Genomic DNA, 24,913 nt, shown 5'->3' with positions numbered 1-24,913 from the left:
GCATCCAGGCACCGTTCGTGCGCTCGGAGGGAGACTCGGTGGGAGCGGAGGCGGCGGGCGAGGTCTTCGGGCGCTACCGCCTACTCGAGACGCTGCCCTGGGGCGGCACAGGCACGGTCTATCGGGCCTATGACACGACGATGGATCGCGACGTGGCCATCCGGATACTTCCGCCGGAGTCGACGAGTGAGCCCGGGCGGCGCGAGCAGCTCCGAGACGAGGTCGCCACCGCGGCCCGGCTGAACAATCCGCACATCATCCCGGTCCTTGAAGTCGGCGACATCAACGGACGGCTCTACCTGTCGATGCCCATCCTCGACGGCATCAATGCCCAGAGCTTGCTCGGTCGCGACGGACCAATGAGTCCGAGGTCGGCGGTGCGATTGGTCGAGCAAACCGCCGCGGCTTTGGCGGCTCTGCATGATTCCGGGCTGGTTCACGGCGATGTGAAGCCGTCAAACCTGTTCGTAGTCGGTGGCGACATTGTGTTTCTGCTCGATGCCGGGGTGGCCGGTCCTACCCAAGCCGCTGGCGACGGTGCGGTCGAAAGTTGGCCATACCGGGCGCCGGAACGCTTCGGTCCCGGTCCCGCCGAACCCAGCAGCGACACTTACGCACTGACCTGTGTGCTCTACGAGTGCCTGACCGGGCAGCACGCCGTGACAGGCGACAGCCTCGAACAATCCGTCACCGCGCATTCGGAGGGTTCGGCACCCAAGCCCACCGACGTCGACCCCGCAATCCCGACTGGATTTGACGACGTTATTGCCCGTGGCATGGCCAAGAAGCCCGAAGACCGTTATCCCACCGTCCGCGAACTGGCATTCGCGGCCAGAGACGCGCTCGCCTCCCCCGTCGCCGCAGCGGCGGAACCCGCAACCGGAGTGGAGTTCGGCCGCTATCGGCTTTTCGACTTGCTCGGTCAGGGCAGCATGGGCTCGGTATATCGCGCCCACGACACCGTGCTGGACCGCGACGTGGCCGTGAAAGTGCTGCGGCCGGAACTGGCTACCGAGCCCGGCTATGAGGAGCGGTTCCGTCGCGAAGCCTCGGCGGCGGGCCGACTGGCCAGCCCGAACATCATCCCGATCTACGACGCCGGCGAGATAGACGGGCGTCTGTACCTGGTGATGCCGATCATCGACGGCATCGATGTACACACATTGCTTCGCCGCGACGGTCAAATGAGCCCGCTCAAGGCGGTCCGGGTCATCGAGCAGACGGCTGCGGCGCTGGATGCAGCGCACCAGGCGGGGCTCGTGCACCGTGATGTGAAGCCGTCGAACTTGCTGAGCGTCGGCGATGACTTCGTGTACTTGATCGACTTCGGACTCGTGCAGCCCGCAGTTGGGACACGCTTGACCCGCACGAATCTCAATCCAGGGACTCCCGCATATATGGCTCCCGAGCGCTTCAAGCTCGAGACCATCGCCGATGCCCGCGGCGATGTGTACTCCCTGGCCTGCGTGCTCTTCGAATGTCTGACTGGGCGGGCGCCGTTTTCTGGTGGGGGCGTGGAGGGATTGGCCGCCGCTCATCTGTTCAGCGAGCCGCCCTCGCTTCGCAGCCTCGATCCGGCGATACCCGCCGGCTTCGACGAGGTCATCGCTCGCGGGATGGCCAAGGAACTCGATGAGCGCTACCAGACCGCGAACGAACTGGCTGGGGCTGCCCGGGCGGCACTCACCAACGTCTCTGGCAAGACTGAAACCCAGCCGCCCTGGGCCGCGTGGCGCAACCGTCGCCGCGCCCTTGCCGTCGCTGCGGCCGTCTTTGTCGTCGCCGTCGCCGCATTCTTCGGGCTCAAGCAATTTCCGCTGCATTCGAAGGCGCGGGGTCAGATCCAGCTGCCGTTTACCGGTCTCGCCGGACCCGCTGGCATTGCGGTCGATGCGAAGGGCGACGTCTTCGTCGTCGACAGCGGCAACAACCGGGTGCTCGAGGTGGAGGGAGGCTCGACCAGCCAGACCGAGGTACCGATCGCGGGCCTGGACCATCCCGACGACATAGCAGTCAACGAGGCGGGCGACCTGGTGGTCACCGAACCGACACGGCACCGAGTGCTGGAGCTGACGGCAGGGTCGACCAGCCCGGTCATCCTGCCGTTCACCAACCTCGGGGAGCCCACGGGTGTGGCGGTCAGTTCGCGCGATCCGCGCGCCGACCGCGCCGTCCTGGTCACCGACGCGACCAACAATCGGGTGCTGGCCCTGGGTGTGCATTCAAGAAAGCAGACTGAGTTGCCGTTTGCGGGCTTGTCGGGTCCCTCGGCCGTGGCGGTCAGTGGGGACCGCGCCGTCTTCGTCATCGATCGGGAGAACGAGCGGGTGCTGAAACTGCCCCGGACGGCGACGGTCGACACTGTCCTGCCCTACGTGATCGGCCGTCCGGACTGGGTGGCGGTCGGCACCGACGGCAACGTGTACGTGACCGACAGCCACGGCAATCGGGTTCTGAAGCTGGTCAAGGAGTCGAATACGGCAATCACCTTGCCGTTCAACGGCCTTCGCAATCCACAAGGCGTCGCTGTGGATGCCGCCGGGAATGTCTACGTGGCGGATGCCGGCAACAACCGGGTGTTGAAACTGCCGCCGAGCTGATCGCATTTCACCTCGTGATGGCGTCTCCCGCGTTGATCGAATGGGTGCAAACGCACAAAGACGAGCCGTTCGTCACCAGCGTGCTCAGCAGGGTCGAACCGATGCGAACTGCGACTCGTCATGGCATGCCGGGGATCACCGAGCGTGCCCACCATCTACTCGATGGCATCGACACGGCTGCTGGCGGGTTGCCGATCAATCGGCATCCCGACCGCAGCACCAACATCGGCGACGGACGATTAGCGCTGAAAGTTGGCGCCGCACAACGACATCGAATCTGCCGAGCACCGGGCCTTCGCCCTGGCCAGCCCGTCCTTGGAAACGCCTGTACAACAACGGTTTCGGCTATCTCGACGTGCAGAGAGTCAACAACGACGGTCACGTCGCCTGCTCGAACAGGAAAGTGACCTGTTCAAGTGTTCGGTGCCAGCGGCATCGATGAGACGCACCCGAGCAGGCAGGAATCGACGGCATCACAAGGCCGTGCGTCAACGCTGCAGTAGTTCGATACCGAGCCCCTCGACGTCGATTGTGTTCCTGGTGACCAACGCGACGCCAAGGGTCAGCGCGGTGGCGGCGATCATGACGTCCATGGCGCGACCGCGCGGACTCCGGCCCTGGGCTCGTAGGCGTCCGCACAGCAGGCCGTAATGGTGAGCGGTGTTGTCGGTGAAGGCGATGCCACGGCCATAGACGGACTGGATCATGGTTAACCGGTGCTGACGATTCAACCTGGCATTGTCGTCCGGAGCGGCGTGAACGCCGAAGTGAAGCTCCGCATAGCTCACCGAGCTGATCTGGCAGACCAGCCCCGACAAGTCGGCATCAGTTGCTACCAGGATGCTGGTGTCGAGGATGACTCGCTTAAACCCAGGGGTCGTCAACGATGTCTTCTTCGCGGGTCTCACGCAGTTCGGTTTCCCAACCGGCGTCGACAGCCGTTCCGTAGATGCGACCGGCCTGTTCCCCTGTTACCCAGGCTGGCGTTTCGAGTGGCACGATCCGGGCGACGGCGCGGCCGTTGACCAGCACGGTCACCTCCGCGCCATTCTCAACCTCACGCAGGACGGGAGCGGGATTTTGGCGCAGTTCTCGCATCCCTACATTTGTCACAGTGGCAGTGTACCGGCCATGTAGATCATGATCTACATGGCCGGTCCTTTAGTCCCCTCCAACTCCCACGCCCCTGCCGGGTGGGGTGAGGGCGGGCACCGTTTCCTAGTCTTGCCGCCTGTTCGCGCGCCAGGTACGTTCGGGCACCAAGCGGTACCGGCGGTACTGCGTACTCGCACCTTTGGAATGGAGTCCGCGATGCCAGTCAAGAACCATCCCAACAGTGCTCCGGGCATGCCGATGCTTTTCCCGGCGTGGGTCGACAGGTTGCAGATGAAATATATGAACCCGGTAGCGCGGCGGGTGGCGCGTTTCATGCCGACGTTCGCCATCATCACCCACCATGGACGCAAGTCGGGCAACCCGTACGAGACTGTTGTCCAGGCTTATCGCAGAAAGAACGTGCTGGCGATTCTCTTAGGTCATGGCCAAACCGATTGGGTCAAAAATGTTGTGGCCGCTGGCGAAGCCGACGTGCTGCGTTCGGAAAAGGTCCTACATATCACTCATGTGTGTGTTGTGCCCGCAGGCGGCTCCGCCGATGGATTGCCGTTAGTCGCCCGACTTGGTAGCCGTCGAATGGGCGTACTTGTAGGAGAAATCGCCGAAGGGTGCGCCTAGCAACGCAACCGGATGACATTGTTAGCCACAGCCCCGGCGACCGGGTCACTGGTTGCCAGTGCTGCTGCACTCGCACACGAGTCAGCCGGGCACCCTGGGGGCGGTGGTGTTGGCCACTTTGTACCGCTTATCGTGCCACTTGAATGCGTAAGACTTGCGTAGATCTGAGGCAATTTGGCCGCTCAAACCTGAGCCCAGCAAACGTTAAAAACGTCTTTACCTGCACAAACGCTTGGTGGGGCGGGTGGGGCTCGAACCCACGACCAACGGATTATGAGTCCCTGGTCCGCCCCCTGGCAACCTCTGCTGAGTCCACAAAACCACCTGCAGCGGCTCCAATCCCCTAAATTTCCAGGCCTTCTGTCGGCCTAGCAGCGGCTGCTTGCACATCGCAGCAAATCAGCAGGTTGAGCAACTCATGTGGACGTGGTGCGGACGCCGTAGGTGTCGAAGAGTTCGAGGACTTCATGCAGGATTCTTCCATGACTCGCCCTGTTGATTACAACTGGACACAAGGGAATACATGAGTACACGCTTGCACCGGATGTCCCCAGATTGTAATTTGGAGATACATACTCCAAGGAGGCTTCCATGGGTGAGGAATCTGCAGCGGTACCCCCCGTCGCTGAACCTGTCGCCAACGCCGAGATTGCACCCGACATGTTCACAGTCTCTGTGAAGGGCACCGGTGTTGAACTGACGCGGAATGTGGACCAGACCACGGCACTACAAGTGATCGCTACTGTTCTCGGCGGCGGAACGGCACCCGGTCAAACATATCTTCCATCAGCTCCACGTGTGCCTCATCTGGTAACGCACCAGCATCGGCCTGCTGATGGCGGCGGAGGCACTGGCATTGACCCAGAAGTTACCGTCGGAGAGTACATCGATGAGTGCGAAGCGAAACGAAATCCGGAGAAAATTACAGCGATTGGCCACTACCTGCAGGTGAGGCTGGGCCAAGGTTCATTCACCCGTGAAGAAGTCAAGAGCCAATTCCGCCCCGCAGGCGAAGCAGTACCTGGCAACTACTCTCGCGACTTCGGAGACGCAATCACCCAGCGATGGATCGCCGAGGATTCGGCGGCAAAGGGTCAGTACTACGTCACCAATACGGGCAAAGCCGCGATTGCTGAGAGGTTTGCGGAGAAGTTTAGCAAACCAATTCGCCGCGCCCCGTCGCGACGTAAGAAGGCAACCGCGAAGTCAGACAGCGAAGATTCGAACGCAGTCGGTGAGAACAACTTTCAGGTATTGGACGGCGAGTGACTAAGCCGCACAGCAAGTCTGTTGCTGTACGATTCCAGCTGCTGACTGCAGCAGATCAAGCGTTAGCGCTGGCACGTATTGTCGAGGCACGAAGCACTGGCGGATTCGTGCGGCCTCGAGATGTGGCCGCGATGTTCGAAAACCTTGGATTGCCCGCACCGTCCAAGATCGGCAACATGTATGCCGCTCTATCCAAAGCAGGATTCATCACGAAGGCGGGTGGTGCAGGATTGTGGCGCATCACCCCGCTTGGGCGACATCAATCGAATAGCGTTGTCACCGAATCCGAACTCCATGAGCTGCTGGCTGAAACGCAAAGCTACGGCGGCGCACTGCTCGGTGCGGTAATGCACACTCTTGTGCCACCCACCCTCGCGCCTCCGGCGATTCTGGCGCCAGTCACCAAATTCACCGAGACCTACCCGTTTGACCTCAATGTTTTCGGCATGACACGTTTCCCAGACGACTCTGGGGGCGATCCTGTCGAACATGCGTTAGCAGCTGCCCGCTCCGAAATTGAGGAACATGGCCTGAACTTCCACCTGGCTTCTGACCGTGCCATGTCCGATGACCTTTGGACGAACGTGGCTGCGCACATGTGGGCAAGTCGCTACGGGATTGCCATTTTCGAGGACAGACGTAGCCGTGGACTAAATTACAATCTGACGATTGAAGTCGGTAGCATGGTCATGACTGGACGCAGATGCTTACTGCTAAAGGACATCTCGATTAAATCAATGCCGACCGACCTGGTCGGGATGATTTATAAGCCGGTAGACCTCGACGATCCTGCGACTGTGACAAACGCTGTGAACGAGTGGACTACAAACGATCTCAACCTGCCGAAGGCGTAACAGCATGCGTTTGTGCCCGATCAAACTTTAAGACAGTAGGGACTTATGGAGGGTCTCCAGCCGCCGGATCCGCTTGACGTTGCGCTTCAGCACCTCGATCAAGACGCACCAATATCCGAGCGCATGGAACTTATTTGGAGTCACTACGAGAACGCAACAAGAGATCGAATCAGCAGACCACCAAGTGATTCCGAGCAGCAGAAGGTACACGAATGGTTTATGACTCTGAGACGACAGGGCAACGACGGGCCCATGTTCTGGACCACACGGTATCGGCGCCGCCTGGAAGCGTCACTCTCTATGCTCGAAAAGGCTGCTGGTGTCGTGCAGCTTGCGTGCCCCGCATGCACTCCCCTGTTCGGACGGCACCAACGTCCGATTCCGGTTCAACCGTGGTCAGCTCAGGTTTCAAACGAAGAGAACCAACGAATGAAACATCTCGTTCGGAAATACCTAAGTAATCGTGAGCTTTTCGGACCTCCACACGCCGGCCCGCTCTGTGTGAGTGTCGTTAGTGTTGTACCGCAGCGACGCAAAATCATTGATGCCGACAACATCGTCAAGGGTCTGCTCGACAGTCTAGCCGGTTCAATTTACGAGAACGATCGCGACATCCAATGCCTAACGAGCCGCATCCTGCGAAGTGTCAACGACAGCGGCCACTATGTACTGACGATTACACAGGTTGCGCCTTGGGAAGCTGACGTGATCTGGCCCAGTAATCCCGCTCAGCAAATTTTCGCTTGAATACCTATGTCGTGCCGGTCTTCTGATGCAGTTTTACGGCGCCCTGTCTGACTCTGCTAAGGGACGTGTGGGGCGACTAGCACGTCCGGCCACCACGGTGGGTCCAGCTGGCTTGTAATCAAAATGCCAGTGGGTGTCGCGGCTACGCCAGCATAGAGGCACTCCGCGGTAACTGCGCTAGGGCTGTCGTCCGTCCACGTGCTGCAACGCAGGAGAATAGGTTTTGCTGGCCGCCGTACTCACTTCCGCTACCCCGTGGCAACGCTTCCGCCTGCGGTTATGCTGTCGAGCTGCGTGGGTATGGGTCGTATGTCAGTTTGCTAGCGACATCTGGGAGAGACAGTGAAGATCGTCAATAACTCTCGGGCGCGGGCGTTGATGGCTGTGTTCGCACTTGCCGCAACTGTTGGGTTGGCCACAGTGCCGACTGCCGGTGCCGAGACAATCGAAGAAATGGTTAACAACTCGTTCGCCCTGGAAAGCCCGTTCTGGAAGTACCTTTACAACAATGGTTTCGGCTATCTCGATGCGCAGCGAGTCAATAATGACGGCCACATCGCCTGCTCGAACAGGAAAGCAGGTGTCACCTCCTCCCAAGTCGTTTCTTTGCTCCAGACACGCGGCTACACCGCTCTTGAAGCCCAGGGCATTGTCTCGGCGGAGGAAGCCGCCAGTCATTCTCAGGCTTCACCTGTCTGCTGAAACCGTTGCCGAATATGGACGCGGTGTGGACACCGTGGCTGGTGGCGGCCACAGTGCCCAGCGCTGGACAGCCTCCCGCAGACCGTCTAGCTACACTTGGTGGGGCGGGTGGGGCTCGAACCCACGACCAACGGATTATGAGTCCGCGGCTCTAACCGACTGAGCTACCGCCCCCAGGCGCTAACGACCACGACACTAGCGCGGCCTCACCCACGAGACGCAGGCCGTCAGCCTTCGACGGGCGTGAGCCGAAACACCCGGATCTCGCGCGGCGCGGCCTTGGCGCGATACGCGTCGTAGCCGGCGTAGAAGTCGACCGCCGTCTCCCACGCCTTAGCGCGTTCGTCTCCAGTGAGCAGTTCGGCGCGGTACTTACGCGGCGGACCCTTGTACTCGACGGTGCACTCGGGATTGGCTTTCAGGTTGGCGCTCCACCCGGGATGCTTCGGCCCGCCATAGTTCGACCCGATCGCCAGCAAGGTACCCGAATCCTCAATCAGGACAAGAGGAGTCGCGCGCGGCTGCCCGGTCTTCGCGCCGGTCGAGGTGACCAGACCGGCCCTGTCCACACCCGCCGAACTGAAGCGGCCGTTGGTTCGAGGGATCAGCACCTTGTCGATATGCGGTGCCACATGGAGCGCAAGCTGATAGCCGACCGGGCTCATCGCGATCCGCTCCCCCACGGCCTCGCCGAACCGCAACCGTCGACCACGAACTTCGCTATACCGCCGAAACGCCACGGTAAGACCGTACCCGCCGGGCCGATTAGTACACGTACACGACGGCGCCGTTGCCGCCGTTGCAGACCACGAGGGCGCCGGTCGCAGCACAGGTCATCGTGTAGCGCTGGCCGGTCACCGGACTGAGAGCCTCGACCTGGCGTGGCGTCACGCTGGCCGGGCCGCCGGCGCCGTAGGCCTGGCGTACCTGTTCAGCGAACGGGCAGGTGGTGTCGGAGGATCCGACCGCCGAGTGCGCGAGACCACCCGACGGGCCGGACGTCGGCGTGCAGGCCTGCGCATTGGGCGGCAAGGAGACGGGCGTCGTGGCGGAGGTGGTCGTCGTCCCGTCGTCCAGAGTCCACGTGCCACAACCCTGGGTCCGGAACCCGGCGTCGGTCGGCGCGATCCTCACGGTCTGCGGCAGAATCCCGGCCCCGTTGACGATGATGTCGGCGGTATCACCTCCGAAGCCCCGCAGGCGCTCCCAGTAGCACGACTCACCACCCGGCGAGCGGTACGTGCCGGGCTGCAGATCGACACCCAGGCGGAAGGTGCCGTCGCCCGGGAGGGTGCGACCGGCGGGCCGGGTGGTCGTCGTGGTCGACGAGGACGTCGTCGTCCCCGATGACGGAGGCGGGATCGAGACCGTCGTGCCGGGGTAGATGGGCTCCAAGTGGGACGTCGCGGTATCGTGCGGCGCCACCGCCGGTCGAGCTGACTTCCCACCGCCCCCGGAACAACCGCTCACCAGGCAAGACACCATCAGAACTGCGACCGCGCTGCATGCGACTTTCATCAGTCGCCGTCAGCCGAACACCGTCTGGCCGTCGGCGTCGATCAGATACCGTTCGGTCCCGGATTCCACCCGCGCCGCATCGGCGCCCAGCGACACCGCGATCTTGTTGCTGGCATTGCGCATGATGTCGAAGGTGAGTTCGACGGCTTCTGCCTCGGAAAATCGTGAGCGCACCTCGGCGGCATCGTCGACGGCGAGGTGCGCAGGGGTCCAAATTAACGCATCCGTATAGCGCAGCGCTGCTTTAGCGCGGTCATCCAGCGACCTGGACGCCTCGAAGTGCGAAATCTCGTCGTACAGCGCTTCCGAACCGCCCGCGTCCAGGGCGTTGCCTTCCCGCAGCGACTTGCACAGCCGGCAGTTGTGGGCGGACGCGACGCGCAGCCGGACCAACTCGGAGGTGACCGGGTCCAGGGCGCGCATCCGGGCGACGGCGGGGGCGAAGACAGCGAACATCTCACCGGCCGGGTCGGTCGAGTCGTCCCAGGCGATCGGGCCGTTCACCCAGCCCAGGTACTCCGATCCGACATCCAACGCTTCCAACCCAGCCCGCACCCGTGGCACGAAGTCGGCGATGAATATTCCCACCACAATCCGAAAGGTGCTGTCCCGCAAGTATTTGAACAGCAGAGAACGTTGCTCGACGCTGATCCTGGAGACGTCGGTGCTGAACTGCTCGGCGAACTCGGCGACGGCGCCCCCCGTCGAGCATTCCGGTTCGGTGATCTCCTCCTCGACGGGCAGCTTCGGCAGGGACAGCGTCTGCGCACACACGTGACGCACCAGGCTGGTAAGCGGCCCATCCGACAACGCCACCAACCGCGTCAGCCGATCGTCGACAGCGGGAGCAGACACCCTTTCCACGCTAGAGCGCGCGGGTAACCAGGGCAATTCCGCTATTGCGCCTGGCTGACCGAGGACATGTGGAAATCGGGGATCCGCAATGACGGCATAGCGGCGCGCGTCGCCCAGTCACCCCATTCGCGTGGCAGCGTCTTCTCGCTGATGCCGGCCTCGGTCGCGCGCCGCAGCAGATCCAGCGGGCTCTCGTTGAACCGGAAATTGTTGACCGCCCCGGTGACCTCGCCGTCCTCGATCAGGTACACCCCATCCCGCGTCAGACCCGTCAGCAGCAACGTCGTCGGGTCGACTTCGCGGATGTACCACAGCGTGCTCAGCAACAACCCGCGCTCGGTGGACGCGATCATGTCCGCCAGGTCCGCCGACCCTCCGGTCATGACGAGGTTGTCGCAGGCAACCGCGACCGGGGCATCGAACCGGGCGGCCGTGGCGCGCGGGTAGGCGAGTGCGTTGATCACGCCGTCGCGGATCCAGTCGACCTGCCCGATCTCCATGCCGTTGTCGAACACCGACATCGTCTCGCTGGAACTGCTGGCGGCGACGAACGGCGTGCACGCCAGGCCCGGTGCCATCGGGTCGGAGAACAGGGTCAGCGGCAAGTTTGTGAGCCGCTCCCCCACGCGGGTGCCGCCGCCGGGCGCCGACAACGCGGTGCGGCCCTCCTGGGCGCCGCGGCCGGCCATCGTCCAGGCGAGGTAGATCATCATGTCGGCCACCGTTGAGGGCGGCATGATGGTCTCGTAGCGCCCGGCGGGCAACTCGACGAACCGCGACGACCAATCCAGCCGGGTCGACAAGTCGTCGAGCAGCGAATCCATCGGCACGTCAATGAAATCGGGTGTTCCGACGCCCGCCCACGCGCTGGCGTCGCCGCGTTTGGCGTTGACCTCGATCGCCCCGGTGGGCAGCGTGTAGCGCCGCCGGAGTCCCGTCGACGACGCCAGGAACGTCGTCGAAAGACTGTGGTGCGCATAGCCGTACAACGTGTCACGGCCACGGAACACCTTGCTCAACGGGCCGGCGATCCCGGTGAACACCCCGACCCCGGTCCCGGGCACCGGCGCATCCCAGTCGGCGGGCTCCCCGGTGTCGGCCAGCAGCGGTGCGGCGTCCCCGGCCTCCGGCGCCGAACGCGCGGCGTCCTGAGACGACACCACCAGACCAGGCAGCACCGACGGGTCGGACTCGCCGGAGACCACCGCGCCGACGTGGGCGCTGTCGCCTTGTCGCACAATCGAAATCACGGTCACACTGCGGGTAACCGTGACGCCGTTGGTGGTCATCGAGTTGTTCGCCCAACGCAGCGTCGCCTCGACCTTGTCGGTCACCAGCACCATGGTCTCGTCGGCGCGGCCGCTCTTGGCCGCCTCGTCCAGAACGATGTTGACGACGTGCTGAGGCGTGATCATCGGCCGCCCTCGGTCCGGGTGTTGAGCACGTTGATGCCACGGAACAGTGCCGACGGGCAACCGTGGCTGACCGCGGCGATCTGACCGGGCTGGGCCTTGCCGCAATTGAGTGCACCGCCCAACCGCCAGGTCGACGGACCACCCACCGCTTCCATCGCATTCCAGAAGTCGGTGGTGGTGGCCTGATACGCGACGTCGCGCAACTGCCCGTACACCTCTCCGTCCCGAATCCGGAAGAAGCGTTGGCCCGTGAACTGAAAGTTGTAGCGCTGCATGTCAATAGACCAAGACTTGTCGCCGACGATGTAGATGCCGTCGTCGACCCGCGAGATCAAGTCCTGGGTGCTGACGTCCTCGGGCCCCGGTTGCAGTGACACATTCGCCATCCGCTGGATCGGGACGTGGTGCGCCGAGTCGGCGTAGGAGCATCCGTTGGAACGCGACTCGCCCAGCCGGGGCGCGAAAACACGATCCAGCTGATACCCGACGAACATCCCGTCGCGCACCAGATCCCAGGACTGGGCGGCCACCCCTTCGTCGTCGTAACCCACTGTGGCCAAACCGTATTCGACGGTGCGGTCGGCGGTCACGTTCATCACTGCGGATCCGTAGCGCATGCTGCCGAGTTTGTCCGGGGTCGCGAACGAGGTACCGGCGTAGGCGGCTTCGTAGCCGATCGCCCGGTCGTATTCGGTTGCGTGCCCGATGGATTCGTGGATCGTCAGCCACAGGTTGGTGGGGTCGATCACCAGGTCCGTGGCACCGGGCACCACCGAGGGCGCACGCACTTTCTCGTAGAGCAGGTCGGGGAGCTCGGCGAGTTCGGCGGACCAGTTCCACACGTCGTCGCCGGCGACGGCTTCCCAACCGCGAGCCGTCGGCGGCGCCAGCGTGCGCATGGAGTCGAAGCTGCCCGCCTTGGCGTCAATGCTCACCGCCTCCAACGACGGCTGCAGCCGCACCCGCTGCTGGGTGATCGAGGATCCGAACGTGTCGGCGTAGAAGGTCTGTTCTTTCACGGCGGTCAAGCCGGCCGACACGTGGTCGACCCCGTCGGCGTCCAGCAGTCGCCCGGAATAGTCCTGCAGCACCCCGATCTTTTCCGTCGCCGGGACCCCGAACGGGTCGATCTGATAGTCCGATGCCCAGCTGGCGTCGGCATACACCGGCTCGGGCGCCAACCGGACCTGCTCGGTGTTCAGCGCCGCCAGCACGGTCGCCACCTGCACCGCGTGGCGCGCTGTCCGGGCCGCGACGTCGGGTGCCAATTCGGAATGCGACGCGAATCCCCAGGTGCCGGCCACGATCACCCGCACCGCCAGACCGACCTCGCGGCTGAGCACCGAGGTCTCCAGTTCGCCGTCGCGCAGCTGGATGATCTCGGTGCTGAGCCGGTGGATCCGCAGATCTGCATAGCTGGCCCCGGCCGCTCTGGCCGCCGACAGGGCGGCGTCCGCCAACTCGTGGCGCGGCAGGTCCAGGAAGTCGGCATCGATCCCCCGGTTCGGTGTCACGGGTCCACCGTAACGACCGGCTTTAATACATTCATGCCCGACGCGCCACGCCGCTCCACCGCGCTGGCGTATGCCCTGCTTGCGCCAAGTCTGTTCGGCGTGGTGGCCTTCCTGTTGCTGCCGATCCTGGTCGTGGTCTGGTTGAGTTTGTACCGGTGGGATCTGCTGGGGCCGTTGCACTACGTGGGCTTCGCCAACTGGCGCTCGGTCCTGCGCGACGGTGACTTCGGCGATTCGCTGGTGGTGACCGCCATCTTCGTGGCGATCGTGGTCCCGGCGCAGACGGTGCTGGGTCTGTTGGCGGCGATGATGCTGGCCCCACGGCTTCCCGGCACCGGGTTGTTCCGAACTCTCTATGTGCTGCCGTGGATTTGCGCGCCGCTGGCGATCGCGGTGATGTGGCGCTGGATCCTGGCCCCCACCGACGGCGCGGTCAGCACCCTGTTGGGCCGGCGCATCGAATGGTTGACCAACCCTGACCTGGCGCTGCCGATGGTGTCGTCGGTCGTCATCTGGACCAATGTCGGCTACGTCTCGCTGTCCTTCCTGGCCGGACTGCTGGCGATCCCCGAGGACGTTCACAACGCCGCCCGGACCGACGGCGCCAACGCCTGGCAGCGGTTCTGGCGCATCACCCTGCCGATGCTGCGGCCCACCACGTTCTTCGTTTTGGTCACCGGAATCGTCAGCACCGCACAGGTTTTCGACACTGTCTACGCCTTGACCGGTGGCGGGCCGGAGGGCAGCACCGATTTGGTCGCTCACCAGATCTACGCCGAGGCGTTCGGCGCGGCGGCGATCGGGCGCGCCGCGGTGATGGCGGTGGTGTTGTTCGTGATCTTGGTCGGTGTCACCTTCGTCCAGCACCTGTACTTCCGTAGGCGGATCACCTATGACCTCGCGTAATGCGCTGATCTATGTGGGCCTGGTGACCGGTGCACTGATCACGTTGGCGCCGTTCATCCTTGGCCTGCTGACGTCGTTCACCTCGGCACACCAGTTCGCGACGGGCTCGCCGCTGCAGTGGCCGCACCCGCCGACGCTGGCCAACTACACCGATCTGGTCGGCACCGGTTTCGGCCGGGCGGCCGCGGTGACCGCGTTGATGACGGCGGTGATCCTGCTGGGGCAGTTGACTTTCTCGGTCCTGGCCGCGTACGCGTTCGCCCGGTTGCACTTTCCCGGCCGCGACGGCTTGTTCTGGGTCTACATCGCGACGTTGATGGTGCCGGGGACCGTGACGGTGGTGCCGCTGTATCTGATGATGGCTCAGTTGGGTCTGCGGAATACGTTCTGGGCGTTGGTGATTCCCTTCATGTTCGGATCGCCGTATGCGATCTTCCTGCTGCGCGAGCATTTTCGCCTCATTCCCGACGACCTGGTCAACGCCGCACACCTCGACGGGGCCAATACATTGGATGTGCTCGTGCACGTGATCCTGCCGTCCAGCAAGCCGGTACTGGCCGCGCTGACGATGATCACCGTCGTCTCGCAGTGGAACAACTTCATGTGGCCGCTGGTGATCACCAGTGGGCGCAAGTGGCGGGTGCTGACGGTGGCCACCGCTGACCTGCAGTCCCGGTACAACTCGCAATGGACATTGGTGATGGCGGCGACGACGGTGGCGATCGTGCCGCTGATCGTGCTGTTCGTGGCCTTTCAGCGGCACATCGTCTCGTCAATCCTGGTCTCGGGGCTCAAATGAATCGTCCCCGCTTCTCGACGTTGTTCGCGGGTGCTTTCGCTCTGGTTGCCGTGTTGTTGTTGACGACGGCGGTCCTGATGGGCCGGTCCAGCGAGAACGGCAAGATCGTGGTGACCGTGCGACTGTGGGCCGAACCCATCGCGCGGGCCTATCGGGAGTCGTTCGAGGCTTTCAACCGTACGCATCCCGACATCGAAGTGCGCACCAACATGGTGGCGTTCTCGAATTATTTCGACACTTTGCGCACCGATGTGGCGGGAGGCAGCGCCGACGACATCTTCTGGCTGTCCAACGCCTACCTCGACGCGTACGCCGACAGCGGTCGGCTGATGAGGATCGACAACCCCGACGCCGACTGGGAACACACCGTGGTGGCCCAGTTCACGCACAACGGATCGCTATGGGCGGTACCGCAATTGACCGATGCCGGGATCGCGGTGTTCTATAACGCCGACCTGCTGGCCGCTGCCGGCGTCGACCCCGCCGAACTGGACACGCTGCGGTGGAGCCCGGGCTCCGACGACACCCTGCGGCCGCTGCTGGCCAGGCTCACCATCGACGCCGACGGACATCGCGCCGACGCAATGGGTTTCGAGTTTCGCCGGGTCCGTCAGTGGGGGTACAACGCCGCCAACGACCCGCAGGCCATCTACCTCAACTACATCGGGTCAGCGGGTGGGGTGTTCCAGCGCGGCAACGAGTTCGCGTTCGACAATCCCGAGGCGCTACAAGCGTTTCGCTACCTCGTCGGCCTGATCAACGACGACCACGTCGCACCGCCAGCGTCCGACACCAACGACAACGGCGACTTCTCCCTCAACCAGTTCCTGGCCGGCAAGATGGCGCTCTTCCAGTCCGGCACCTACACTCTGGCGGCGGTGTCCCGCGATGCCACCTTCCGGTGGGGCATCGCGATGATGCCCGCGGGTCCCCGAGGACGCGTCAGTGTGACCAACGGCATTGCCGCAGCGGGTAATTCGGCTACGAGACATCCCAATGCGGTGCGTGAGGTGTTGGCCTGGATGGGAAGTCGCGAAGGTAACTCCTATCTGGGGCGCGAAGGTGCGGCCATCCCTGCCGTCGTGTCGGCCCAACCCGGCTATTTCGCCCACTGGAAAGCCAGGAACGTCGATGTCACGCCGTTCTTCTCGGTTCTCGACGGCCCTCATATCCCGGCCCCCGGCGGCGCCGGATTCGCCGCCGGAAACGAGGCGCTGCAACCCTACTTCGACGAGATGTTCCTGGGCAGAGGCGATATCGCGGTGACGTTGCGGCAAGCTCAGGATGCCGCGAACGCCGCCGCGCGCCGCTGATCTCGCTGACCGGCTAGCGTGACGCTCGACGCCTAAAGCGGGCCCGGCCCGGACGCACAACCGTGTGCTACGGCGACGCTCCCTGCGCCTCCGCCGCATTGAGCGCACTGTGATGCCGTCCCCACGCGAAGTAGTAGATCAACGCCGCGGCGATCCAGCCGCCGAACGCCAACCACGTGTACCAGTGCAAACTGAGCAGGATGTACCCGCACGCCAACATCGAAAGCACCGGCGTGACAGGGTAACCGGGCATCCGGAACCCGCGCGGCAGATCAGGTTCGCGCACCCGCAGGATGATCACCCCCGCCGAAACCACGATGAAGGCGGTCAACGTCCCGATTGACACCATGTCGGCCAGCTTGTCCAGCGGTACGAACGCGGCCAACGCCGACGCTACGACCGCGACCATCACCGTGTTGTTCACCGGAGTCCTAGTGCGCGGGTTCACCCTCGCGAACCACGCGGGCAGCAAACCGTCACGACCCATGGCGAACAGGATGCGGGTCATCCCGTACAGCGTGACCAGCGTGACCGTAAAAATCGAAATGACCGCGCCCGCAGCCAGAATCGTGCCCGCCCACGTACCGCGCGTGACGCTGTCGAGGATGGTGGCCAGCCCGGCGTTCTCCTGCTTTGCGAAGTTCTGCCACGGCTGGGTGCCGAGCGCAGCGACGGCGACGAGTACGTACACGCCGGTGACAACGAACAACGCCGACAGCAACGCGCGCGGCATCGTCTTCTGTGGGTCCTTGACCTCGTCGCCGGCGGTGGAGACCGCATCCAAACCGATGTAGGAGAAGAAGATGGTGCCCGCCGCCGAGCCGATGCCCGCGACCCCGAAAGGCGCGAAATCCTTGAGATTGCCGTCGTCGAAAGCGGTGAACGCGATGACGACGAACATGCCCAGCACGCCCAGCTTGACCAACACCATGACGGTGTTGACTTTCGCCGATTCGCTGGCGCCGCGGATCAGCAGCAGCGCGCACATGACGATGAGGATGACCGCCGGCAGGTTCACCCAACCGTGCGAGACGCCGTCGGGCAGCTTGTCCCACGGCGCCGCCGAGAGCGCATGCGGCAACGAGAATCCGAACAGATTGTGCAGCAGCTTGTTCAGATAGCCGCTCCACCCCACCGCCACCGCGGCCGTCGCGACCCCGTATTCCAGCAGCAGACACGCCGCCACGACCATCGCCATCACCTCGCCCAGCGTGGTGTACGCGTAGGAATACGACGACCCGGAAACCGGCACGGCCGAAGCCAATTCGGCATAGCAGATGGCGGCCAGGCCGGCGGCGAGTCCGGCGATGAGGAATGAAACGATCACGCCGGGACCGGCCTCGGGCACAGCCTGGGACAGCACGAAGAAGATCCCCGTGCCGATCGTCGACCCGACGCCGAACAGGGTGAGCTGAAAAGTCCCGAAGCTGCGCTTGAGGCCGGATGAAGCACCCTCCGCGACCGGGGCACCACCCACCGGACGCCGGCGCAGCATCTGCTCTTTGATACTGATCGAAGTATCCGGCAACTGCCCTCCCGTCGGTAGCTCCGCTGATTATGAGCCACCCGCAGCACGGCGACAGTTGCGCCCCGGGCCTCAGGCGACGGTGAGGATTGTCTCGATCACCACTCCCGCGGCTCCAACCACGGCGGTGATCGCCAATGTCATCCAGTCGGCGAGTTTCGGCCTGCGCGGGTTGGCGGAGAGCTGCCCGGTGCCGCCGCGGGCGGTGATCGCGTCGCCCATCTCGTCGGCGCGTCGCAGCGTCACCGTGATGGCAGCCGCCAGCAGATCGATCACTTCCATCCTGCGTTGCTGGCGCTTTTCCTTGCGGCTCTTCGGGGTCGGTTTCGGGCGCAACCGTCGTGCAGCGTAGAGGACCTGGAATTCGTCGATCAGCATCGGGAAGGCGCGCAGCGCGAGCGCCAAAGCCACCGCCCACTCGTCGACCGGCATCCGCAGCAACCGCAGCGGCCGTCCCAAAGTCGCTACGGCAGGACCGATTTCGGCGACGTTGGTGGTATAGGACACCAACCCGCCCAATGCCAGCAAGATCAACGTCAAGGTGGTGATGCGCAGGAAGTTCAAGAACCCGCCGAGTCCTATCTCGACGCCGGCAAACGGGACCACCGGATCGCCACCGGCCAGTGCGGCGGTAATACCGCCGAGCGCCAACACAATCCACAACCAGCGAGGTATCGACGGCAGCGCACCGCGCGGAATGCGCGCAATCCGAATCGCGGCCAGCACCAGCGCCGCCATGAGCCCGATCATCGTCCAGCCCGGGTAGAACGCGAGCAGCACCGAGATGCTGAAGACGGCGACCAGCTTGGTGCCCGCCCAGAGGTCGTGGATGGGTGATCCGCCGGGTATCGGCACCAGTAGTACGACGGGACGGCCGGGCTTGCGCTTGTCTTGCCGCGACGCGGCGGACGTCACCGTCACGACACACCTCCCGGTCCCTGCAACGCCGGGGAGGTCGACGCTGGCGCGGAGTCCAGGACACCGTCCCGCAGATGCAGGACACGCGGGCACAGGGTCTCCATGCCCGCGACGTCATGGGATATCACCACCACCGTCAGGCCGCGCTCGCGGCGCAGATCCTCCAGCAAACGCACCAGGCCCTGCTGACTGGCGGTGTCCAGCCCGGCCAGCGGCTCGTCGAGGATCAGCGCCTTGGGCGAGCACGCGAGGAGTCCGGCCAGCACCACCCGCCGCATCTGGCCGCCGCTGAGCTGGTCGATGCTGCGTTTGGCCAGCGCCGGGTCCAGCCCCACGACGCCGAGCGCCGCCACCACCCGGTCCTCGTCCTTGTGTGAAAACCCGGCCGCCGAAGCCACTTCCAGGTCGACGCGGTTACGCATCAGCTGCAACCGGGCCGCCTGGAAGGACAGCGCCACCGCCCCGACCTGCTCGTGGGTGGGCCGCCCGTCCAGCAGGCAGGCGCCGCTGGTGGGTTGGGTGAGTCCGGCCATGATCCACGCCAGTGTCGACTTGCCCGAACCGTTGCCGCCGTGGATCAGCACGCCATCGCCCTGCTCCACCACGAAAGTGACGTCGCGCAGTGCGGTCTTGGCCCATGGGGTCCCGATGCCGTATTCGTGACCGACGCCCGCCAGTTCGAGCGCCGGTGCGTGCCGGGCTTCGCTCAGGTTCGCCTCCGCGGGCGGCGCTGCGGTGGCCTGACCCATGCCGGTGTTGTCCGGCGAATCGCTGAGTTTGACTGTGCGGTCGGCAGATTCGGCCTCGTTGCTGTAATGCGTGATGTGCACCAGGGCGGTCCGGTGTCGTTTCGTCAGACCGGACAGCACGCTCAGCAGCCCCTCTTTGCCCTGTTGATCGACCATCGTGGTGACCTCGTCGGCGATCAGCATCGCGGGCTCGCGGGCCAGCGCGGCCGCCAGCGCGAGTCGTTGCAGTTCACCGCCGGACAGGCTGCCGGTGTCGCGTTCGGCCAGTTCGGCCAGGCCCACCTCGCCCAGCAACTTCTCGACATCGGTCTCGGTGCCTGGCGGCAGCCCCCAGACCACGTCGTCGGCGACGCGGGTGCCCAACACCTGGCTCTCCGGATGCTGCAGGACGATCGCGGTGCCGCCGAGTTTGCCCAGGCCCACCGCACCCGGGCGATGCACGGTGCCCGACGTCGGCTCCCGCCCGGCCAGGATCAGCATCAGGGTGGTCTTGCCGGAGCCGTTCGCCCCGGTGATGGCGACGTGTTCACCTTCCCGGAGCTCCATGCTGATCTCGCGCAGCGCGTCCTGGGCGGCACCGGGGTAGCGGAAACGCACGTCCTCCAACCGCACCGGAACCGGCCCGACGGGCGCATCGTCGGCGTCACCGGCGGGGGCGTCGAGTTTGTGCACGTCGGGGATGCCCCGCATGCGCTCCAGCAGCCGCGACAACGCCCACCAACCGACCAGGGACACGACCATGATCCCGGCGGTGACGATGCCGAGCAGGACCAACTGCCAGTAGCGCAACGAGAACTCGAACGCGAACTTCAGCCAGAACCCCACGCTCTCCAAATGGATGCGGCTCAGAAACGACGCGAGCCCCTCCACGTTGGCGGTGATGGCATCGCGCATCAAGTGCCGCAGCCGGGTCAAGGCCATCAGCAGCCCGACGTTGCCGGCGCCGAATATCAGGCCGGCGATCAGCGACGAGACCACCACGGTGAGCGTGCCGCGGTTCTTGCGTTTGATGATGCCGGTCAGCCCGCCGATGTAGGCGCTCTGGATGACCGCACCCAGCCCGCCGCTGCCGGCGATCAGGAATGCGATGACGGATGCGGCGACCGTCGCGGTCAGCAGCACCCGCAGCCGGTAGCGGTAGGCGAGCAGCCCGGTGGGCACGGTGCCCAGCAGGGACAGTCCCGCGGCAAACGGCACGGCGACAGAAATGATCGCGGTCACCGCGCATAGCGCCGCCATGACCGATGCCTGCGCCAATTCGCTGGGGCGCAGGGGGCCACCCCGTTGTTGCGAAGGCGGCGGGTCGGGCGGTGTCACTTGTCCGATTCTGCCAGGCACGGCAGCTAAGCCGGTGCAGCACATAGGGGTAACCCGGGGTGGTGCTCGCATAGCAAAGCTATGCAACGATGAGCGCATGTCTTCGTCCGTCACGGCAGATGACGCAGAGGTCCCGCACGGTCTGGGGGCGGACCTGCTGGCCGTGGTTGCGCGGTTGAATCGGTTGGCCACTCAGCGCATCCAGATGCCGCTGCCCGCGGCGCAGGCTCGGCTACTGGCCACCATCGATGCTCAGGGCGAGGCCCGCATCGGCGACCTGGCCGCCGTCGACCACTGTTCTCAGCCGACGATGACCACGCAGGTGCGGCGACTCGAGGAGGCCGGGCTGGTGTCGCGCACCGTCGATCCCGGCGATGCCCGCGCGGTCCGCATCCGCATCACCCCCGCGGGGCTGCACATGCTCAACGCGGTGCGCCGAGACCGGGCCGCCGCCATCGAACCGCAACTGTCCCGGCTGGAACCGGCCGAGCGTCAGGTGCTGGCCGACGCCGTCGACGTGTTGCGACGTCTGTTGCAGAACGCCGCGACCGCACCGGGCCGCAACACACTCTGATCCGGCCCATACGCCGACACTGCAGGTGGATACACCGCGTCCGTGGGTAGACACTTGACGCAGGGCACTACACGGTGCCCTGGTCCGCGCTTCTGGGACCGATCGGCAATCGAGAATGAAAGGTGCCGGCCATACCCGATGCCTCCCCGTTGACCGTCTGGGTCGGATCGTCACGGTACTTCTTCACCCCGGGCCGCGACGTAATCGTGGGCCACGGCGGGCACTGCGACATCCGACTGGACCGTCCCGGCCTTGCCGCCCCTGACGATGCGGCGCAACCGGTCCCCGATCTGGTGCTGCGGTTCGCCGGCACCCATTGGCTCGCCGTCGACCAGAGTCAGCACGGCCTTTTCCTCGACGGAACCCGGATGTCGACGGTGGACATCCGTGACGGCCAGACGATCGCGATCGGCGACCCTGAGCACGGGCCGCGACTGACCTTCCAGGTCTCCGCCGCCGACGACGCGCCCCCGTCCGACACCGATCCGCTCGGGGTGCCGCGCCCCGAACGACTGCCCGACCCCGAACCCACCACCGGTCTGATCCCGGTGCAACCGCACCTCTCGGGAGAGCCGGAGACCGCGCGCATTCCGGCGCTGCCCGACGAGCCGGCCACGCCTCCCGTCCCGACCGCCGAGCCGCCCGCAGTGCCCGACGAGCCAGCCGCGCCTCCCGTCCCGACCGCCGAGCCTCACGCTAGCGTGACGCTCGACGCCGACGGCCACGCTGGCGTGACGCTCGGTGACGTCACCCAGCAGCCGGGGGACGAAGACCCAGAGACCAGCCGCATCCCCGTCGAGCCGGCCACCGCCGGCATCCCGCTCGCCGAGCCTCACGCTAGCGTGACGCTCGACGCCGACAGCCACGCTGGCGTGACGCTCGGTGACGTCACCCAGCAGCCAGGGGACGAAGACCCGGAGACCAGCCGCATCCCCGTCGAGCCGGCCACCGCGGCCATCCCGGCGGCGCCCCTCGACTTCTTCCCCGGACAACACTCCCCGACCGAGCGACCCACCAAACCCTTTCGCTACATCGCAACGGAGTCTCCGCCCGTAGCGGCACCGCTCCCCACTCCGGCGGAGGAAGCCGCCCGGGCCAAAGGACGCGGCCTGATCGAGCGGATGACCGAGGCGACGCGGAAACTCCTCCCGCAGGACGATGGCGAACCCACCCCGCAGACAAGTCGGCTGCCGCTGCTGCAGGCCGGTGCGCGCACGCTCGGGGTGGCGGCCTACCAGCTGGGAGTCGAGGATCTGTTGGCGGACGTGTCGTTCACGACGCGCCCCGGTGCACTGATCGCGGTCGTCGGCCCGTCGGCAGCCCGCAATTTCGCGTTGACCGGTGCGCTCGCCGGTATCCGGACCCTGAGCTCCGGCATCCTCACGGTGGACGGCCATGACGTGCACGCCGAACCCGAGGCCATGCGGTCCCGGATCGGCGTGGTGCCACGGGACAACCGGGTGCACGCAAATGTCACCGTGGAGCGCGCGCTGGGCTACGCGGCAGAGTTGCGGCTGCCGGCGACGACCGCCGATGAGGATCACTCCCGGGTCGTCGACCAGATACTCGACGAGCTCGAGTTGACCCCGCATCGCACGACCAAAGTGTCCAAGTTGCCGCCCGAACTGCGTCGCTGCGCGTCGTTGGCGATCGAACTGGTCACCCGGCCGTCCATGCTGGTGGTCGACGAGCCGGGGGCGGGCTTGGACCCGTCGCAGGAGAAACACGTGATGGGGTTGCTGCGCCGTCAGGCCGACCTCGGGTGTGTCGTGGTGATGGCGGTGACGTCGGCCAACTCGTTGACCTACCTGAATCTGTGCGACCAGGTGCTGGTGCTCACCCCCGAGGGCCGGTTGGCGTTCGCCGGACCGCCGTCGCACATCGACTCAGCCCTGGGCACCACCGACTGGTTCGAGATCTTCGCTCGCGTGTCGAATGACCCGCACGGCACCCACCAGGCATTCCTGCGCCGACAACAGGCGACGGCCGCCCCGGCACCGCCCTCGGTCGCCCTCCCCGAACGGACCCCGCCCGCACCCGGCCTCGGCCGACAGTTCTGGCTGGCGGTGCGACGCCAGGCCCGCAGCGTGCTGGCCAGTCCCGTCCAGTTGCTGTTCCTGCTGCTGCTGCCGGTCGCGTTGGGCGGGTTGACGCTGCTGATTCCCGGTGATTCCGGGCTGGGCCGACCGGCGCCGTCGTCGGGCAACACTCACGAAGCCATCGCGATACTTGCCGCGCTGAACTTCGCCGCGGTGCTGATGGGCACCTCGGCAACCATCCGCGCGCTGGTCACCGAGCGGCGGATCTTCCGGCGTGAGCAGCAACTCGGGTTGTCGGCGTCGGCCTATCTGCTTGCCAAGATCGTCTTTTTCGGTCTCGTCGCGGCCGCACAGGCAGCGATCCTGACCACCATCGTGATCGTCGGCAAAGGCGGGCCCGGGCGCGGTGCGGTCCTGTTGGGCAGCGCGGAATTCGAGCTGTATGTCAGTGTGGCCGCGACGGCCGTCGTCTCGGCGATCGTCGGACTGGCGCTGTCCTCGTTCGGCAGATCCTCGGGTGAGGTGCTGCCGCTGGTCATCCCGGTGCTGCTGGCTTCCTTGCTGTTCGCCGGGGGCTTGGTGTCGTTGGTGGGCACCTGGGGCTACGACCAGGTGTCCTGGTTCGTCCCGGCCCAGTGGGGATTTGCGGCCGCGGCCTCCACCGTCGATCTGCGCCGGGTGGACAAGCTTGCCGAGCAGAACGCGGTGTGGGCGCACTACTCGGGGTGGTGGGTGTTCGACATGCTCATGCTTGCGGTCCTGGGCGTGTTGTGGGCCGGGCTGGTCAGATACCGATTGCGGGTTCCCGCGACATCGCGAGCAGCACGAACCGGGTGACCTGGCTGGCGGCGAGATTGTCGGTCCAGGTGGCGTCACCAATCCCGTTGTCCGACAACGATAGACCGAAGGCGTAGAACCGAGCTGGTGCGCTATAGCGGTGCGTCGGATTGGCCCGGGTCAGGACGATGTGGACGTCGAACGGGGCTGCGGAGGTCTCAGACGTAGCGCCGGACGCGACTGCAGTAGTCGTCGAATTCCCGGCCGTAGTGCCCGCGCAGAAACTCCTCTTCCCGCAACACCTGTCGATGGAACAACCAGGTGCCGGCGGCCAGGTAGAACAGCGGCACCCAGTTGGGGAACACCAACAGCTGACCGACCAGGAACAAGAAGAATCCGACGTAGATCGGGTTGCGGCTGACCGCGAAGATGCCGGTGGTGACCAGGCGCCCGGGCTCGTCGACGTCGATGCCCACCCGGAAGCTTCGGCCGAAGGAGACCAGGCTGCCGACCAGAATCGCGATGGCGCACGCGCACAACCCCACCCCGATCCAGGCCACGACGGTGGAGTTGAAGAACCGCTGCGTGCTGATCAGCGGCCAGCCGAAGGCCGCGGCGAACACCGTGTAGAAGTAGAACAGCGCCACCGGCGGGATCGCGAAGTCGCTGTTGTCGAGGTTTCCGAAATGCAGTGCCCGGATGCCGTTTTTCTTCAGGACCCAGAGGCGTCCCGCCACCGTGCCGAGCAGCAGCACCACCATCAGTGCGGCCAGGTATTGCGGCATCGC

At 65.1% G+C, this 24,913-nt stretch carries 22 protein-coding genes and 1 tRNA gene; 11 read left to right on the top strand and 12 right to left on the bottom strand.

Translation table 11 applies throughout. The features are described from left to right. Nucleotides 1–17: 17 nt before the first annotated feature. A complete protein-coding gene (locus AC5Y47_RS19065) occupies nucleotides 18–2,600 on the top strand; it encodes a serine/threonine-protein kinase PknD (RefSeq protein ID WP_499945814.1) in 2,583 nt (860 codons plus the stop codon). A gap of 488 nt (nucleotides 2,601–3,088) precedes the next feature. On the opposite strand, the gene AC5Y47_RS19060 is transcribed toward AC5Y47_RS19065, so the two are convergent. Both AC5Y47_RS19060 and AC5Y47_RS19055 read right to left on the bottom strand, forming a co-directional pair. Further along, entirely contained in the window at nucleotides 3,089–3,484 is a 396-nt protein-coding gene (locus tag AC5Y47_RS19060) for a PIN domain-containing protein (protein WP_499945813.1), read from the bottom strand. Then, nucleotides 3,465–3,698, bottom strand: a complete 234-nt coding sequence (locus AC5Y47_RS19055) for a type II toxin-antitoxin system Phd/YefM family antitoxin (RefSeq protein WP_499945812.1) — start codon at nucleotides 3,696–3,698, stop codon at nucleotides 3,465–3,467. Before AC5Y47_RS19055 ends, AC5Y47_RS19060 begins: the two co-directional genes overlap by 20 nt. A gap of 213 nt (nucleotides 3,699–3,911) precedes the next feature. On the opposite strand from AC5Y47_RS19055, the gene AC5Y47_RS19050 reads away from it, so the two are divergent. From AC5Y47_RS19050 to AC5Y47_RS19030, 5 genes are all read left to right on the top strand, one after another. Beyond that, a complete protein-coding gene (locus tag AC5Y47_RS19050; protein ID WP_499945811.1) occupies nucleotides 3,912–4,334 on the top strand; it encodes a nitroreductase family deazaflavin-dependent oxidoreductase in 423 nt (140 codons plus the stop codon). Nucleotides 4,335–4,925: 591 nt separating this feature from the next. Continuing rightward, nucleotides 4,926–5,603, top strand: a complete 678-nt coding sequence (locus AC5Y47_RS19045) for a hypothetical protein (RefSeq protein WP_499945810.1) — start codon at nucleotides 4,926–4,928, stop codon at nucleotides 5,601–5,603. Continuing rightward, nucleotides 5,600–6,457 (top strand): hypothetical protein, encoded by an 858-nt coding sequence (locus AC5Y47_RS19040; protein ID WP_499945809.1) that lies wholly within the window; start codon nucleotides 5,600–5,602, stop codon nucleotides 6,455–6,457. Before AC5Y47_RS19045 ends, AC5Y47_RS19040 begins: the two co-directional genes overlap by 4 nt. A gap of 252 nt (nucleotides 6,458–6,709) precedes the next feature. Further along, a complete protein-coding gene (locus AC5Y47_RS19035; protein ID WP_499945808.1) occupies nucleotides 6,710–7,204 on the top strand; it encodes a RusA family crossover junction endodeoxyribonuclease in 495 nt (164 codons plus the stop codon). A 342-nt stretch (nucleotides 7,205–7,546) separates the two neighbouring features. Further along, on the top strand, nucleotides 7,547–7,906 hold the full coding sequence (locus tag AC5Y47_RS19030; RefSeq protein WP_499945807.1) for a hypothetical protein: 360 nt from the start codon (nucleotides 7,547–7,549) through the stop codon (nucleotides 7,904–7,906). Nucleotides 7,907–8,003: 97 nt separating this feature from the next. Here AC5Y47_RS19030 and AC5Y47_RS19025 read toward each other — a convergent pair. From AC5Y47_RS19025 to AC5Y47_RS19000, 6 genes are all read right to left on the bottom strand, one after another. Then, nucleotides 8,004–8,080 (bottom strand) — tRNA-Ile (locus tag AC5Y47_RS19025). A gap of 53 nt (nucleotides 8,081–8,133) precedes the next feature. Further along, complete coding sequence (locus tag AC5Y47_RS19020; RefSeq protein WP_499945806.1) at nucleotides 8,134–8,607, bottom strand: nitroreductase family deazaflavin-dependent oxidoreductase; 474 nt, start codon at nucleotides 8,605–8,607, stop codon at nucleotides 8,134–8,136. Between the two features lie 64 nt (nucleotides 8,608–8,671). Next, entirely contained in the window at nucleotides 8,672–9,331 is a 660-nt protein-coding gene (locus AC5Y47_RS19015) for an Rv1352/Rv1906c domain-containing protein (RefSeq protein WP_499945805.1), read from the bottom strand. Between the two features lie 102 nt (nucleotides 9,332–9,433). Next, a complete protein-coding gene (locus AC5Y47_RS19010; protein ID WP_499945804.1) occupies nucleotides 9,434–10,279 on the bottom strand; it encodes a carboxymuconolactone decarboxylase family protein in 846 nt (281 codons plus the stop codon). Nucleotides 10,280–10,320: 41 nt separating this feature from the next. Then, nucleotides 10,321–11,694, bottom strand: coding sequence for a metallopeptidase TldD-related protein (locus AC5Y47_RS19005; RefSeq protein WP_499945803.1), 1,374 nt, complete (start codon nucleotides 11,692–11,694; stop codon nucleotides 10,321–10,323). Next, a complete protein-coding gene (locus AC5Y47_RS19000; protein WP_499945802.1) occupies nucleotides 11,691–13,208 on the bottom strand; it encodes a TldD/PmbA family protein in 1,518 nt (505 codons plus the stop codon). Before AC5Y47_RS19000 ends, AC5Y47_RS19005 begins: the two co-directional genes overlap by 4 nt. 33 nt (nucleotides 13,209–13,241) lie before the next feature. Here AC5Y47_RS19000 and AC5Y47_RS18995 point away from each other — a divergent pair, with 33 nt between their 5' ends. The 3 genes from AC5Y47_RS18995 to AC5Y47_RS18985 are packed head-to-tail and all read left to right on the top strand — an operon-like array spanning nucleotide 13,242 to nucleotide 16,226. Next, nucleotides 13,242–14,114 (top strand): carbohydrate ABC transporter permease, encoded by an 873-nt coding sequence (locus AC5Y47_RS18995; RefSeq protein WP_499945801.1) that lies wholly within the window; start codon nucleotides 13,242–13,244, stop codon nucleotides 14,112–14,114. Beyond that, the gene (locus AC5Y47_RS18990; RefSeq protein ID WP_499945800.1) at nucleotides 14,101–14,913 is read left to right on the top strand and encodes a carbohydrate ABC transporter permease; all 813 of its coding nucleotides are present in this window, start codon (nucleotides 14,101–14,103) and stop codon (nucleotides 14,911–14,913) included. Before AC5Y47_RS18995 ends, AC5Y47_RS18990 begins: the two co-directional genes overlap by 14 nt. Then, complete coding sequence (locus tag AC5Y47_RS18985) at nucleotides 14,910–16,226, top strand: ABC transporter substrate-binding protein (protein WP_499945799.1); 1,317 nt, start codon at nucleotides 14,910–14,912, stop codon at nucleotides 16,224–16,226. Before AC5Y47_RS18990 ends, AC5Y47_RS18985 begins: the two co-directional genes overlap by 4 nt. A 67-nt stretch (nucleotides 16,227–16,293) precedes the next feature. Here AC5Y47_RS18985 and AC5Y47_RS18980 read toward each other — a convergent pair whose 3' ends face one another. The 3 genes from AC5Y47_RS18980 to AC5Y47_RS18970 all read right to left on the bottom strand — a co-directional run bounded on the left by AC5Y47_RS18980 (nucleotide 16,294) and on the right by AC5Y47_RS18970 (nucleotide 20,735). Then, on the bottom strand, nucleotides 16,294–17,754 hold the full coding sequence (locus tag AC5Y47_RS18980; RefSeq protein ID WP_499945798.1) for an amino acid permease: 1,461 nt from the start codon (nucleotides 17,752–17,754) through the stop codon (nucleotides 16,294–16,296). A 69-nt stretch (nucleotides 17,755–17,823) separates the two neighbouring features. Next, entirely contained in the window at nucleotides 17,824–18,672 is an 849-nt protein-coding gene (locus AC5Y47_RS18975; protein WP_499945797.1) for a CbiQ family ECF transporter T component, read from the bottom strand. Then, entirely contained in the window at nucleotides 18,669–20,735 is a 2,067-nt protein-coding gene (locus AC5Y47_RS18970) for an ABC transporter ATP-binding protein (protein WP_499945796.1), read from the bottom strand. The genes AC5Y47_RS18975 and AC5Y47_RS18970 overlap by 4 nt, the downstream gene beginning before the upstream one ends. Nucleotides 20,736–20,832: 97 nt before the next feature. On the opposite strand from AC5Y47_RS18970, the gene AC5Y47_RS18965 reads away from it, so the two are divergent. Next, nucleotides 20,833–21,309 carry a MarR family winged helix-turn-helix transcriptional regulator gene (locus tag AC5Y47_RS18965; protein WP_499945795.1) on the top strand — a complete coding sequence of 159 codons (477 nt, stop codon included), beginning with the start codon at nucleotides 20,833–20,835 and terminating at the stop codon, nucleotides 21,307–21,309. Nucleotides 21,310–21,431: 122 nt separating this feature from the next. Further along, complete coding sequence (locus tag AC5Y47_RS18960; RefSeq protein ID WP_499945794.1) at nucleotides 21,432–24,185, top strand: ABC transporter permease; 2,754 nt, start codon at nucleotides 21,432–21,434, stop codon at nucleotides 24,183–24,185. Between the two features lie 158 nt (nucleotides 24,186–24,343). On the opposite strand, the gene AC5Y47_RS18955 is transcribed toward AC5Y47_RS18960, so the two are convergent. Beyond that, nucleotides 24,344–24,910, bottom strand: a complete 567-nt coding sequence (locus AC5Y47_RS18955; protein ID WP_499945793.1) for a methyltransferase family protein — start codon at nucleotides 24,908–24,910, stop codon at nucleotides 24,344–24,346. Between the last annotated feature and the right edge of the window lie 3 nt (nucleotides 24,911–24,913).

It is taken from the genome of Mycobacterium sp. NGS22 (assembly GCF_059813095.1).
The sequence above is the reverse complement of the archived record's forward strand: the minus strand, read 5'-3'. Positions and strand labels throughout refer to the sequence as shown.